Origin of the sequence: Nostoc sp. 2RC (assembly GCF_014222165.1) — a bacterium.
In the GTDB taxonomy this organism is placed as follows: Bacteria; Cyanobacteriota; Cyanobacteriia; order Cyanobacteriales; family Nostocaceae; genus Nostoc; species Nostoc linckia.
In genome coordinates this window covers 1-14,576 of sequence record NZ_JACKZU010000203.1, presented here as the reverse complement: position 1 = coordinate 14,576, position 14,576 = coordinate 1, and the positions used below count along the sequence as shown (strand labels likewise).

The window sequence follows — 14,576 nt, the reverse complement described above, 5'->3', positions numbered from 1 at the left end:
CCCCTGCTCCCCATCTCCCCATACTTCTCTGCGAGAGGCTGCGCCAACGGCTCCGCTCAGTACAAGTCTCCCTACTCCCCAGCCTCCCCATCTATTTATCCGCAGACCTCCCAATCCCCTTAATCCAAAATCCAAAATCTAAAATCCAAAATAGATTATGACTCAAGTTAAAACACTTCCCACTTACGACCCGACTTTATTTGAGGGTGCTGCTGAACTCTACGCTCAGTACAGGACTAAATACCCCCCTGTTGTCTTTGACAAAATAGCTGAAATATTTAATCTCAATGGTCAAGGACGATTGCTGGATTTGGGTACTGGGCCGGGATTAATTGCAATTCCTTTGCAAACTAGATTTGAAGAAGTTGTGGCCATCGATCCCGATCCTGATATGCTTGCAGAAGCTAAACGGCAAGCAGCAGCACTGGGAGTAAATAACATCACTTGGCTGCAACAAGGGGCGGAGTTCATCGACTCTAGTTTAGGAACATTTAGATTAGCTACCATTGGTCGAGCTTTCCACTGGATGGAACGCGAATTAGTGCTTGAGCGCCTTTATGAATTGCTGAGTGATGATGGTGGAATTGCACTGCTGAATACTGGTGATAATCCTTGGGAAAGTTCTTTACCTTGGAAACAAGCAGCCATTGGAGTCGTGAAGAAATGGTTAGGCGATCGCCGCCGCACTGGATTACGAGGAGAAGGTATTCGCAAGCCAGTCGATCCTCCCCATGAAGTTGTGATTGCTAATTCAGCTTTTGCTCGTCAAGAAGTCTATGAAGTGCCATTTGAACAATCTTGGACTATTGATAGCTATCTTGGCTATTTATACACCACAGCTTTTTCTCTAAAAATTTTCTATGGTGATAATGCTCCAGGATTTGAAAGAGACCTCAAAGAAGCACTGCTAGAAGTAGAACCCTCTGGAAAATTTACAGAAGAACTCAAAGCTACAATCTTAGTTGTTTGGAAAAAATAGCAACTTCAAAAGCCAAATATAAAGGCTTGTTTTTCTGCTGAATTTCCCTCAAAATTTTAACTTTCGACTAGCACAACCCTGGAGTGGGTTATTCTCACTCCATTTTCTAATTTTTCCTCTCCTAACTGTTAAACTCAAGTTCCTATAGTCCTTGTAGAGTGGGTATAACCCCACTCTAATTTCTAATATTTGAAATAATTTAATTTTTCAAAAATTAATAAATAATTTGGTTTTTTATTTTTAAGTCCGCAATAAATCATAATTTTATAACTACCTAATTCAACAATAAATAAAACAAACCATGTCAGCTAGCAAACAAAAATTTGATTTTAAGAACAGCCAGAAAATAACACGTCGTTCTCTATTATTTGCTATCGGCTATTGCTTGGTATTATCGACAAGTTTATCGGGTTGCAGTGAAGCTAAAAATACGGCTCAGCAATCTCCTAGTTCTTCTGATTCAGTAGCTTCATCTAACACTACAGAAAAACAAACAGTACGAATTGTCCGGTCAAAACAACTCACAGGTTTAGCAGTATTAGAAAAGCAAGGGTCTTTAGAAAAACGATTGGAACCTCTGGGTTTTAAGGTACAGTGGTCTGAGTTTGCAGCAGGGCCGCAACAGCTAGAAGCTTTAAATGCAAACGCACTTGATATCGCATCTACAGCTGAGTCACCTCCAGTATTTTCACAAGCCGCAGGAGCGCCTCTTGTTTATCTGGCTACCACATACTCTAGTGGTAAAGCAATTTCACTTTTAGTTCCGGTAAACTCTCCAATTAAAAGTGTTGCTGACTTGAAAGGTAAAAAAGTAGCTTTCCAAAAAGCCTCTATCGGTCACTACTTATTAGTCAAAGCATTAGAAAAAGCAGGACTCAAACTCAGCGATGTGCAATCAGTTTTTCTACCACCACCAGATGCTAATGTGGCTTTTAGTCAAGGGAAGGTAGATGCTTGGTTTATTTGGGAACCATTTGTCACTAGAAATGTGCAAAACAAAGTCGGTCGTGTTTTAGTAGATGGAGGTGAGTTGCGGGATACTGGCAATTTTTACTCAACTTCACGTCAGTTTTATCAAGCACATCCTGATGTAATTAAAGTGTTTCTAGAAGAATTAGAAAAGGCAGAAATCTGGACTAAAGAACATCCCAAAGAAGTAGCGCAACTACTTGCTCCTGTAACTCAACTAGACCCACCTATTCTAGAAATTATGCATAGTAAATATAATTACGGGGTGCTACCAATTACTGAGAAAACTATTATCAAGCAGCAAGAGGTTGCAGATAAATGGTACAGCCTTGGACTTATACCAAAAAAAGTAGATGTAAAAGCCGGATTTTTGACACCTGAAGAGTATGCAAAAATTACTCCTGCTGAGGTTTTAGCTAATAAATAGCCATCGGATTTTAGATTTTGGATTGAGAATTTAATTTGGCAATTCCAAAAAAATATTAAAGGACAGGAGAATATTATGCCGCCTGCAACGTTAACAGAAGTAAAAATCACTCCTATTGATGCTCCCTTAGGAGCAGTAGTTACTGGTCTAAATGCAAGTCAACCTATTGCACCTGAAGTTATATTACAACTTAAGGAAGCTTTGCGCGATCGCCACATCCTCATCTTTAAAAATCAACAACTTTCTGACGACCAGTTTTTGAATTTTTCTCTATACTTTGGGGCACTTTTTGTACCCTCTGATGAAACTCCAGTACTAGCTTCTAAACCCGGAGAAACTCCCGTGGTAATTTTAATTTCTAATGTCGATGGTGGCTATACTGGTACTGGCGAACTAAGTTTTCATTCCGATCACAAATGGACTCCTACTCCATCTAGCGGCTCGCTTCTTTACGCTCTAGAAGTACCTTCTCAAGGTGGAGATACTTATTGGTTAAATACCAATTTAGCTTATGAAGCTTTGGATGAAGCTACCAAAAAACGGATTGCTAATTTACAGTTAATTACCTACAATCCGTTTTTACAAAACCGAAATGCACCCCGTCCCTTGTATCGTTGGGACAAAAATATTCCACTAATTAGCCCTGTGTTTCCTCATCCTCTAGTACGGACACATCCTGAAAGTGGTAAGAAGCATCTTTACTTAGATATTGCTACTGAAGTGGAAATTGTCGGCTTAGAACCTGAAGAAGGATCTAAATTGATTGAACAATTGCGTCAACATTTAAATCAGCCCAAATTCTACTATCAACACAAATGGTCTGTAGGTGATATTGTCTATTGGGATAATCAAGCTACTTTGCACTATCGTCAAGCATTCGATCCCAATGAACGAAGAGTATTAAAACGAGTTAGCCTTGCAGGTAGTCGTCCTTTTTAATTTAGGTAATTGAAGTAGAGACGCAGTTGTTCGCGTCTCTCGAAAATTTAAATATTGCTGAGAATCATCAATAGTCACTGTGGCGTTTTAGGGATGCTAAATATTTAACATCTATCTGAAATTTTTAGCTATTACTATTTGGTATATTGCGCTAATAAAAAATTTTTCAAAAATTCAAATTTGAAAATTTAGTAATAGTCAAGGCGCTTAGAATATCAAGAGATAATAACATTTAACACCGAAATACTTTTCATCCAGTCACTTACTATATGTATTGTTTAAATTATAGCAAATATCAACTTTTATTTTTCAAGTTTTATCATTTTTTATAGATACTAATTTATAGTATGTATGAAAGTATATTATATTTTCTAGTAGTAATTCGTGTTGAACAATACTTTATTAAAACACAAAACTAGATAATATTTATACTTGAAATAACAGTTTCTCCTACTAACGATCAAAGGACAAATTGTGATTAAAGTTTTTTCTGTTTTACTAGACTTTCAGTCGTTTACTAATAGTTCGCCACAATCTCAAACTGCAAATATCAAGCCAATATTTAAACAAAGTCTAAATATCTTAGATTTTAGAGCTAAATCTAAAATTAACCGAAATTATTATGTATCTTTACTAATAACTGCTTGTTATTTCTTAATACCAATCAGCATAGTAGGTTGCAGTAACGAAAATAAAGCTACTCAGAACCAAGCATCTTCTATTAGTAAACAAATCAAAAATCAACCAGTTTCTAATACTACACAAAAGCAACAAGTACGAGTTGTTTATTCTAAGCTGGGTTCTCTTGCAGTTATGAGGAAATTGGGGACTTTAGAAAAAAGTTTAGCTGCAAAGAATTTCACCGTTAAGTGGCTGGAGTTTGCGGCTGGCCCACAAGCTTTAGAAGCGTTAAATGCTGATTCTCTTGACATTGCGGCCACTGCTGAATCACCTCCTATATTTGCACAAGCGGCAGGTACACCTCTTGTTTACGTAGCTAGTACAGCCTTTAATGGTAAGGGAGTCTCTTTTCTTATACCAGCAAATTCTCCCATTAAAACTGTTGCTGATTTTAAGGATAAAAGAGTTTCTTTTCAAAAAGCCTCTATTGCCCATTATGTTTTACTAAAAGCATTACAAAAAGAGGGACTAAAACTCACTGATGTGAAATCTGTTTTTCTACCGCCTCCAGATGCAAATGTCGCTTTTAGCCAGGGAGGACTTGATGTTTGGATAACTTGGGAACCATACATCACAAGAGCTGTACAAAAAAATATTGGCCGTGTCTTAAGAGATGGGCAAGGACTCCAGAATCTCGGAGGTTTTTATTCTACGTCGCGTAAATTTGCCAACGAACATCCTGAAGTTTTAAAAATTTTCTTGGAAGAACTTTTAAAAGCAGATGAATGGTCTCAGAAAAACCCCGATAAATTGGCAGAGCTTGTTTCTCCCGACGTTGGTATTGATATCCCTACCTTAAAACAAATTCAAGCCAAATCAGCGTATGGACTGATACCAATTACTGAAGAAGTTGTCAACAAGCAACAACAAATTGCTGATTTGTGGTATGCTCAAGGGCTTTTACCTAAAAAAGTTAATGTTAGAGACGGTGTATTAAGTCCAAAAGAATATGCTGCTTTTACACCAGAATCAATCAAGCCTAAGTAACAAAGTAAAAATTACTTTTAAAGAATTATTTAAGGTAAATTCAATTATTGAAAATCTAATTACTTTCTAATTAGAGATCGGATTATCCAAAGGTGTAAAAATGTTTAGCAATACTGTAAGAACAAAAACAACAATAATTAGAAAACTAGCATTATTTGTAATGCCTGGTTTTTTAGCTTTATCTAGTACTTTAATCAGCTGCACTCCCAGCACCAATAACACAAATACAGCTAACGAATCAAAAGGAGATACAGCAGCAACAAAAACGATTAGTTTTAAAACAAAAGTGTTGCGAATGGGGTATCAAAGCTCTGGTGATTTAGTTCGAGTCAGAGGAGTTTTAGAAAAACGTTTGGAACCTTTGGGAGTAAAAGTAGAGTGGTCACAATTTGCCCAAGGGCCGCAACTCATGGAAGCGATGAATGTTGGTAAAATTGATGTTGGTTCAGTTGGAGAAACTCCTCCTATATTCGCCCAAGCGGCAGGTGCAAGAATAGTCTATTTGGCTGGTAGACGCATTACTTCAACATCAGGTAAAGGAAGTGCGATCGTTGTTCCTAACAATTCTACAATTAAAAATTTAGCTGAAATTAAAGGTCAAAAAGTAGTCTTTCAAAAAGGTTCAGCTTCTCACTATTTTATTATTCAAGCCTTGAAAGAAGTAGGCTTAAAATATAGTGATATTCAAGTTTTAAGTATGCCCAATGTAGAAGCCCGTGGTGCATTTATTCAAGGAACTATTCCAGTTTGGGTAACGGGCGATCCTCATTTAGCTTTAGTAGAAAAACTCCACGGTGCGCGTGTGTTGCGAGACGCTACGAATATCGGCACTCCTGGAGGATATTATGTAGGAACGCGCGAGTTTGCTAGGGACAATCCAGAATTAGTTCGCATTATCTTGGAAGAGATTGATAAAAACGGCCTATGGGCAGAAGCAAATCGGAAAGAAGTAGCCAAACTAATTGCACCCGTACTTAAAATCGATCTGCCTATTCAAGAAATAATTTCTGAACGTGCTAATTATCGACTCAAAGGAATTACCCCAGAATTGATGAAAGTTCAACAAAGTGTTGCAGATTTATTTTATCAAGAAAAAATTCTGCCCAAAAAGATTAATGTTGAGGAGGCACTGCTTACACCTAAAGAATATGCAGCTATTACTCCACCAACACTAGTTAGTGAAAAATAGAAGACTAGTGACTAAAATATCCTGATTCAAAAGCTCAAGTTTCGAGTAATAAAATCTAAAGAATAACAATTCAATGTGAACTTGCACTGAATAATTTTGAATTTATTGCTTTGTTTGGTATTTTCCATTCGCTTTAATCAAAATTAAGTGCTTTTACATAAAGAATTAGTACAAAAAGACAGTAGAAATTCATAGTTTCTACCGTCTTTTTTAATGTTATCAATTTATGAACACAGTTAACAGGTTTAACTATATAGCATTATGTTGAGTTGCATATTAGAAAATTCTCAATTTGGATACGAGTTTGGGCTGCTATCTTTAAAACTGAGTGAACTGACAAATAATTTAGCCCAAACCTGTCAAGATAGTGTGATATTTGGCAATTATTTAAATTGTTGGATGAATCACATTAAAACTACTGTTGATATTAACAACGAACGTTATAAAATCGGGCTGTAATCTGGAAATTTGCAATGGGCTGGGTATAATCGGATGTTTCAAACCATAACCCTTTTTTGCAAGAATTAAATTTGGAGTTTTTATTAAGAAAAATGGATTTTTTTATAATTTCTGAATAATTTATGATTCATATAATTACTATATTCGATGAAATTAAGTGTTGATCGCATTGGCCAAATTGTCCTATCTCTGCGAAACTTTTCTCGTTTAGATGACACGAAAAAGAAACCAGTTGATATTCATCAAGGTATTGATAATACCCTAATGATATTGCAACATCGACTAAAAGCTAACTCGGAACGTCCAGCTATTGAAGTGATAAAAAACTATGGTGTCTTACCATTAATCACTTGTTATACTGGTCAGCTAAATCAAGTTTTTATGAATCTTTTAGCTAATGCTATTGATGCTTTAGAAGATGTTGATTGCACTCAAAATTGCCTAATTTTTCAGCCGCAAATTACCATTCATACTGAAATAATTGGAGACAATGGTGTCAGGATATCAATAGCCGATAATGGTGTTGGCACGACAGAGAGTGTACGCTCTAGAATTTTTCACTCTTTCTTCACCACCAAACCGATGGGCAAAGGCACAGGTATGGGATTATCAATTAGTCAGCAAATTGTGACAGAAAAGCACGGTGGTCAATTAAAATGTGTTTCTTCCCACTGTCAGGGAACAAAGTTTATTATTGAAATTCCAATTGCTTAAAAAACTGTAGCAGGAGAATCCTGAATTCTGAAAACGTTTTGATAGCTTGATTGGTGTCAGCGATTATTTCTGTTTTAAGCTGTTCTATTTGCTCTAAAATACTTATTGTAGCGGTTCCCAATCATATGAGTTGCAAAAATTTGTATGGGCGTCAAGCTTGGCGCTCCTACTTTGTATGCCATAAAAGGGAAATTGCTATAAACAATCGATGGTGTTCTTTATGCCTAAGGATAGCGAAGATTTAATTGCAGCTGTTAACAATTTAAGAACAACTGTAATCAGTGGCTTTGTAATTATTTGTGGAGTTTTAATGATGTGTACTAGTTTAGTATGCATAATAACCACAAAAAATTCTTTAAATTTTATAGATTACGGCTTTACATTCTTTGTTTTTCTGGTTGGTTTTTCATTTTGTTGTACTAATGTGAAAAACTTAGATTAATAGTTTAATCATTTGTTTTTTGTTATTTGTACTCTATTACAAAGTTCTATTCGTCGTCCCTTGTGGGACGATCGCAGGAGAAGAGAAACCATCGTCCCAAGCCGGCGCACCCTGCGGGAAGCAAGCCACAGACGAAAGCACTTTGTTCTTAGAAACACAAATGATAAATGACTAATGACAAATCTATACACAAAGTAGCGCAATATATAGGCCAATACAGTTCAGTTAAGCTTTTTTCCCCTCTGCTCGCTGCTATCTTTCAACAACTTTTTTAACAGATAAATTCCTTAACTCAACTGTATTGAGATATAGGCATATTAGCTTAGCAGACTAACTAAAGACACCAAACCCACGTATTTATCAGTATTTATCCGTATTAATATGCTGTAGCGCAGTTGTGTGAAAAACATAATTGATACAAAAACTTAAACCCTTGCTTAAGGATAAAAAAACGGCGTTAAACTAGATAAACAGGGCAAGAAATTATAGGTAAAATATGATGACTGATCGCGATTACACACTAATTATTGATAAAAGTGGCAGTATGTCCACACCTGACCAAGTTGGTGGTAGAACGAGATGGGAAATAGCCCAAGAATCTACACTCGCTTTGGCAAGAAAGGCAGAACAGTTTGACCCAGATGGTATTACTGTTTATGTATTTTCTGGAAGATTTAAACGCTATGATGATGTCACTTCGGCCAAAGTCGCGCAAATATTTCTGGAAAACGATCCTGCTGGTACAACTAACTTAGCAGGTGTACTCCAAGATGCCATCAATAATTACTTTCAACGCAAAGCTGCTGGTCAAAGTAAGCCAAACGGAGAAACAATTTTAGTGATTACTGACGGCGAACCAGACGACCGTAAAGCTGTGTTTGAAGTTATCATTCATGCTACTCGGCAGATGGAGCGTGATGAAGAATTAGGAATTTCGATTATTCAAGTAGGTACAGACGCCCAAGCAACTAAGTTTTTGAAAGCTTTAGATGACCAACTGCAAAGTGTTGGCGCTAAATTTGATATTTGCGATACAGTGACTTTAGATGACCTAGAAGAAATGAGTCTTGTAGATGTACTAACTAATGCGATAACTGACTGATAATGCCTAAAATTTTCAGATTGTTCTCATAAATTATCAACAATTTTTGAAGATATTATCTATCGTCAAAAATTGATTCTTAATATAAAAATTGTAACTAAATATTTGGGGAAGTTCTCAATGCTAGAAAATCGAGATTATACCTTAATTATTGACAAAAGTGGCAGTATGGCCACGCCAGATCAAAAAGGTGGTAGAAACAGATGGGTGACAGCACAAGAATCTACCTTAGCTTTGGCTAGTAAATGCGAGCAATTTGACCCAGACGGTATTACTGTTTATGTATTTTCTGGTAAATTTAAGCGTTACGAAAATGTGACATCCTCTAGGGTTGCACAAATTTTCCGAGAAAACGATCCCTCTGGTACAACTGACTTGGCTGGTGTGTTGAAACATGCAACTGATGATTACTTTCAACGCAAAGGAGCAGGTCAAACCAAGCCAAATGGTGAAACAATTTTAGTAGTTACTGATGGCGAACCAGACGATCGCAAAGCAGTCATGAAGGTAATTATTGAAGCTTCTCGCCGTATGGATAGAGATGAAGAATTAGCCATTTCTTTCATTCAAGTTGGTACAGATCAGCAAGCTACTCGTTTTCTCAAAGTTTTAGATGACGAACTCCAAGGCGCTGGTGCAAAGTTTGATATCTGTGACACCATTACTATGGAAGATATGGAAGATTTGAGTTTATCAGAGGTGTTACTCAACGCCATTAATGACTAGTATTAGGCAAAAGTAAAAGACAAGAAAGCATATTTTTTTGACTTTTGGAAAAAATGCCAAATAGAATCTTGATTTTTGCTTTATTTAGGACTTATGAAAATGGATTCTATTGATAAGCTGTTAGCTGAACTCAAAACTGAATACAAAGAAGAAAAACCCAAACAGCAGCCACCAAAATTAAATACAGCCAAACCTTTTGTTCCACCATCAACAAAAACTGGATCTTTGATGGATAATCTTTTGGCAGAAATTAAATCTGATTTTGCAGAAATCGATGCTGCTGAGGAATTAAAAAGACAGCAAGAATTAGAACAGGAACGAATTCGCCAAGAACAACTCAAAGCTAAACAACTAGAAACTTTGAAAGTACAAGCCAAAGAATGGACAGCGAAAATAGATCCATTATCGCCTGAAGGACTTTGGTTTGAAAGATTTGCTGAAAGTTATCCGTCCAAATTAGAGGCCGCCATTGAATATTTACGAAATAACGAATAACGTTTCACAACTTAATATTAATGGCGATCGTGGCGACCAAAATGTTGAACAGCCCATTCATGCATAGCGTAGAGAATTGGTTGCAAAGTTTCTCCTAGAGGCGTGAGTGAATATTCTACCTTTGGCGGAATTTGGGGATAAACTTCTCGATGAATAATACCGTCTTCTTCCATTTCTCTAAGTTGCTGAGTCAGCATCTTTTGGGTGATTCCAGGTAAAGTCCGTTGCAACTCGCCGAATCGTTTGACGCCAGTCATTAACTCTCTGATAATCAAAACCTTCCAGCGTCCGCCAATCACCTTGAGTGTAGTTTCTACTTCACAAGTCAGCCTGGTATAGTTTTCTGCTTCAGCTTTCATAGAAATTTTTGTGGAAATTTACTTCCAAATCAGTATTATTATATTCTGTCAATGCTAGTTAAACACTGTTGACTGTTGACGGTTTACAGTCAACGACCTTAAGCTGTTGTTTATTTTTTGAGGTTTTTTAACAAAACCATTCATACTCTGCAAAATATAGCAACAACATTTTTAGGGTTGCTGATTTGATCGCGATATGAAAATTCCTTTTAGAGACCTTGCATTGCAAGGTCTCTACATCTGGATTCTCCATTTTTTTATTGCCTAAGAAACTTTCATGCTTAAACAGATATCTGCAATCATCACTGTCCTAATTTTAACTTTGGGGTTTGCATCCACATCTGAAGCTGCAACTCCCCGTTCAATGTGGGTGGAAAATGAAATTTACCAATACAACCATCAGTTTGCTTCTCAATTGCCCCAAGAATTGGCAACGAAAATGCAAAAGATGGCAGCTAGCCCCTTTGCCTTCTATCGAGGGACGGCTCATATTTTTTATGGTGATATGCCAACTTTACCAGCTTCAGGATTTGTTAATTCTCCAACTTCAGCCATTTGGTTGGAGGGAGACATGCACATGCAGAATCTTGGAGGAATGAGAGATAGCAACGATAATAACGTCTTTGATACCACTGATTTTGATGAAGGCTATCTCGGCCCCTACGTTTGGGATTTGCGACGTATGGCAGTCTCTATTCTCTTAGCAGCTAAAGAAAACGGTTTTAGTTCTAGTGATGGTCAAGATATTGTCAAAAATTTCCTGGATGCTTATCTCAACAAGATGAAGGACTTTAAAGGGACTAACGACGAACTATCATACCGTTTAGAAGAAAGCAATACCAACGGTGTGGTTAAGGATTTGATTCAAAAAGCCGCAGGTAAGAGCCGTTCTAGTTTACTAAATAAGTACACGTTGTTAAATAGCAGTGGCGATCGCCTTTTTCAAACAACTTCGGAACTCCAGCCTATATCTAACAGCACCTATTCAAATATTACCACTGCCATCAGCAGCTACATCGCTTCAATTCCCAGCAGCAAGCGCTACAGCAATAGTTATTACACCCTCAAAGATATTCGCCTCAAATTAGGTTCCGGTATTGGTAGTCTGGGTAAGTATCGGTATTATTTGCTGATTGAAGGGCCAAGTCCAGCAACAAACGATGACCGAATTTTGGAGATGAAACAACAAAGCACTAGCGCTGTGGACATCGCATCTCCAGGTTTGTTACCGAGTTCAGTTTACCATCATCATCAAGGAACAAGGGTGACAATCGCCACCAAAGCCATGCTTGCTGATACCGATCCTTTAGTTGGCTATGCTACTGTGAGTGACATTCCCTTTATGGTGCATGAAAAATCGCCCTATGAAGTAGATTTTGACTATACTTTGCTAACTACTAAGTCAAAGTTCATGGATGCAATGGCTTATGCAGGGAAGGTGGTTGCTAAAAATCATGCCATCTCAGATAAGGACTACGATGCTGCCATTGTTCCTGTCAGCGTTGACAAGGAAGTAACTGATATCACTAGCGGTAATCAAAGCGGATTTAAAGATGAGATTGTTAACTTTGCTCTAGACTATGCAACTCAAGTCGAGTACGACTATGGGAGTTTTAAAGATGCCTATAACCGGGGAGTAACACTCTATTAAAAGAACTGAAAAAAATCAATTATTCCAGTTAAAGGGATGAGTGTTGACCGTTAACGGTTCACAGTTAACAGTCAACAGTCAACAATATCCTAGTTAACTTCGTTGGCGATAATACCAATTAAATTCAACTTGCTCAAAATTTCAATAGCTTGAATTAATTGAGTTCGCTTGACTTTACCCATGCGTTCTACCATGACGATGGCGTTGCAAAAAGATGCGATGATCCTGGCATCAACGGTGGCTAAAATTGATGGAGCATCTATCAGTACTAAATCATAATTTTCTTCAAAGAACTCGATTAGTTCTTTCATACTTTGAGAACTCAGCAGCTTGACTACATCTTCTGGAACGGGGCCAGCAGTCAAAACGTCAATCAATGGGTGAATGGGCTGAATGTAATCTTGAAAATTACTAGTTGTCTCGTCAACTAATAACAGAGATAGTCCCCAATCATTGGAGAGTTCTAATACTTTGTGCAGGTTAGGATTTTGCAAGTTAGCATCAATTACTAACACCCGTCGATGCATTCGGATGGCACTAGCCACCAGTCCTAATACTAAAGTTGTCTTTCCTTCTCCTGGTATAGCCGAAGTCAACATTAATGACTTGAAAGTCAAGGGATATTTAAATATTTTAATATTTTGGTAGATCATGTCCAAAGTTTCATGGACAGGCAACTTGGCGCTAACTTCTACCATCGCAGGAGGTAAACTGCGTCGCTGATTCCCAGACAAATTTAACAGGCGCTTTTTATTATGAAGCGATCGCAATTTTGGCACTGTTCCCAGTACGCGCAGATTTGTCAGTTTATTCAAGTCTGCTGTAGTATATATTGTGTCATTAAACTTCGACAACATTAAGGCTAATAAAATACCTAAAACTGGGCCAATTACTCCTCCTCCAAGCAAATATAATAATTTATTATTCTCCACATAAGTACCCAAAGCAGGTTCTTCCAAAACTTGCCAGTTATACCCTTCCTGAGAAATTTTCATTCCTAAGGATTGTTGTGCCTGGAGTAATTGTTCGAGGGTTTTATGACTAGTTTCTACCTTTTGCCGCAGACGATTATATTCAGCCGTTAAGTTGGGATATTTGTTTAATTCCGAACGAACTCGCTGTTCTGATTGTACTAAACTTTTCTCATTAGCAGTTAGCCCTAACACATTTGTTTGTAACAGAATTAATTCATCCAATAGCTTGGGTTCGACTCCTACGACTCCGGCTTGTAAAAGTTTATCGTCCTTGCCACCGTTAGTAATGTTTTTCACTTCCTGCCTTAACAATGTTAGTTGGTTTTGGCGTTGCTGTTTGAGTTTTTCTACTGATGGATAATCATCTGTATAACGCAACCGTTCCTTAGCCAGAGCTAATTCAGTTTTTTGAATTTCATTTAATAGTATTTGATAACGGCTTGATTGATTTAAACGAGAAGAAAGCTGAGCATTCTGTTGCGAAGAAGCTGCTATTTCTTGTTGTAGGCTATCGTAGCGGGCGTTGACATCTTGCAGCTGGGCGCGAGTGGTTTGTAGCTGTTGTTGAATTTCAGCCAAAGACTCTAGCACAATTTTACTTTGTGCTTCCGGATCGACTAAATTATGTTTTTTGCGAAACTGTTCTAAATTTTTATCAGCTTGACTCACTTCTTTTTTGATTTCAGGGAGGCGCGTATTCACAAAAGCCAGTCCCCGATTTAAACGCTCTTTTTGTTGTTCTGTGTTGTAATTTTGATAGACTTTTTGTAAAGCTTCAAGTACTCTTTGGGCTTTGACGGGATCGTTATCTTCAAAAGAAACTTCAAATACTTGATTAAGAACTCGTTCAGCTTCTGTATTTGTCTTTTCTGGAGTGATTTTTAAAGGTGCTGGTTTGGTATATTCCTTTTGACCTTTGAGATATTCTAAAGTGATATCTGGATAATTAGCACGAAGTAAATCTACAGCTTTTTGAAGTAGCTTGGAACTCAGCATGAGTTTCATCTGAGTGCTGTAATCAATAGTTTTAGTATCTGCGCCTTGTGTGATATTGTTTGACTGTGCCCCTTGAGATAAATTAGAACTCACCAATATCTGCATCGAGCTTTGATAATTAGATTTAGCATTGACAGCAAAGTAGCTGGCAACTGACATGACGATACAGGAAACTCCCAAAATCACAAAGCGTTGACGAAGCAAAATAGTAGGTATTTGTCTGATATTAAACCGGCTTTGTACTGAGGTGATAACTTGTTGGTCTTGATTCAGACTTGTTTTAACCACTATCCAACTCCTCTAATATTGAAAGAATTTATATCTAAGATGGTGAGAAACATTTTTAGAAATGATTTTTTACACCTACGAAATAGAAAAAATACTTAATTATTGTCCAAAAATTAAACCACTTGGAACGATCTTATGTCAACTAACGTTTTCATGTTCATGAATTCATGCATATAAATTTTCAATCAGTACTAAAACA

Annotated in this window: 12 protein-coding genes; 10 read left to right on the top strand and 2 right to left on the bottom strand. The window is 37.2% G+C overall.

The window, feature by feature from the left end:
- Positions 1–157 precede the first annotated feature (157 nt).
- The 9 genes from GNE10_RS21200 (at position 158) to GNE10_RS21160 (ending at position 10,109) form a co-directional block, all read left to right on the top strand.
- Positions 158–979 carry a class I SAM-dependent methyltransferase gene (locus tag GNE10_RS21200; protein WP_185566852.1) on the top strand — a complete coding sequence of 274 codons (822 nt, stop codon included), beginning with the start codon at positions 158–160 and terminating at the stop codon, positions 977–979.
- A gap of 301 nt (positions 980–1,280) precedes the next feature.
- The gene (locus GNE10_RS21195; RefSeq protein ID WP_185566851.1) at positions 1,281–2,375 is read left to right on the top strand and encodes an aliphatic sulfonate ABC transporter substrate-binding protein; all 1,095 of its coding nucleotides are present in this window, start codon (positions 1,281–1,283) and stop codon (positions 2,373–2,375) included.
- A gap of 75 nt (positions 2,376–2,450) precedes the next feature.
- Positions 2,451–3,314, top strand: coding sequence for a TauD/TfdA family dioxygenase (locus GNE10_RS21190; protein ID WP_185566850.1), 864 nt, complete (start codon positions 2,451–2,453; stop codon positions 3,312–3,314).
- A gap of 474 nt (positions 3,315–3,788) precedes the next feature.
- Positions 3,789–4,982 (top strand): aliphatic sulfonate ABC transporter substrate-binding protein, encoded by a 1,194-nt coding sequence (locus GNE10_RS21185; RefSeq protein WP_311774835.1) that lies wholly within the window; start codon positions 3,789–3,791, stop codon positions 4,980–4,982.
- 100 nt (positions 4,983–5,082) lie between these two features.
- Entirely contained in the window at positions 5,083–6,171 is a 1,089-nt protein-coding gene (locus tag GNE10_RS21180) for a sulfonate ABC transporter substrate-binding protein (protein ID WP_185566849.1), read from the top strand.
- A gap of 606 nt (positions 6,172–6,777) precedes the next feature.
- On the top strand, positions 6,778–7,344 hold the full coding sequence (locus GNE10_RS21175) for a sensor histidine kinase (protein ID WP_185566848.1): 567 nt from the start codon (positions 6,778–6,780) through the stop codon (positions 7,342–7,344).
- A 938-nt stretch (positions 7,345–8,282) separates the two neighbouring features.
- Positions 8,283–8,888 carry a VWA domain-containing protein gene (locus GNE10_RS21170; protein ID WP_185566847.1) on the top strand — a complete coding sequence of 202 codons (606 nt, stop codon included), beginning with the start codon at positions 8,283–8,285 and terminating at the stop codon, positions 8,886–8,888.
- 120 nt (positions 8,889–9,008) lie between these two features.
- Positions 9,009–9,614, top strand: a complete 606-nt coding sequence (locus GNE10_RS21165; RefSeq protein WP_099069619.1) for a VWA domain-containing protein — start codon at positions 9,009–9,011, stop codon at positions 9,612–9,614.
- A 99-nt stretch (positions 9,615–9,713) separates the two neighbouring features.
- On the top strand, positions 9,714–10,109 hold the full coding sequence (locus GNE10_RS21160) for a salt stress protein, Slr1339 family (RefSeq protein WP_185566846.1): 396 nt from the start codon (positions 9,714–9,716) through the stop codon (positions 10,107–10,109).
- Between the two features lie 17 nt (positions 10,110–10,126).
- Here GNE10_RS21160 and GNE10_RS21155 read toward each other — a convergent pair whose 3' ends face one another.
- Positions 10,127–10,468, bottom strand: coding sequence for a helix-turn-helix domain-containing protein (locus tag GNE10_RS21155; protein WP_099069621.1), 342 nt, complete (start codon positions 10,466–10,468; stop codon positions 10,127–10,129).
- A 277-nt stretch (positions 10,469–10,745) separates the two neighbouring features.
- Between GNE10_RS21155 and GNE10_RS21150 the strand changes: the two genes are divergently transcribed.
- Positions 10,746–12,119, top strand: coding sequence for a DUF2252 domain-containing protein (locus GNE10_RS21150; RefSeq protein ID WP_185566845.1), 1,374 nt, complete (start codon positions 10,746–10,748; stop codon positions 12,117–12,119).
- A gap of 89 nt (positions 12,120–12,208) precedes the next feature.
- Here the strand turns inward: GNE10_RS21150 and GNE10_RS21145 are convergent, their stop codons facing one another.
- Positions 12,209–14,377, bottom strand: coding sequence for a polysaccharide biosynthesis tyrosine autokinase (locus GNE10_RS21145; RefSeq protein WP_185566844.1), 2,169 nt, complete (start codon positions 14,375–14,377; stop codon positions 12,209–12,211).
- Positions 14,378–14,576: the final 199 nt, after the last annotated feature.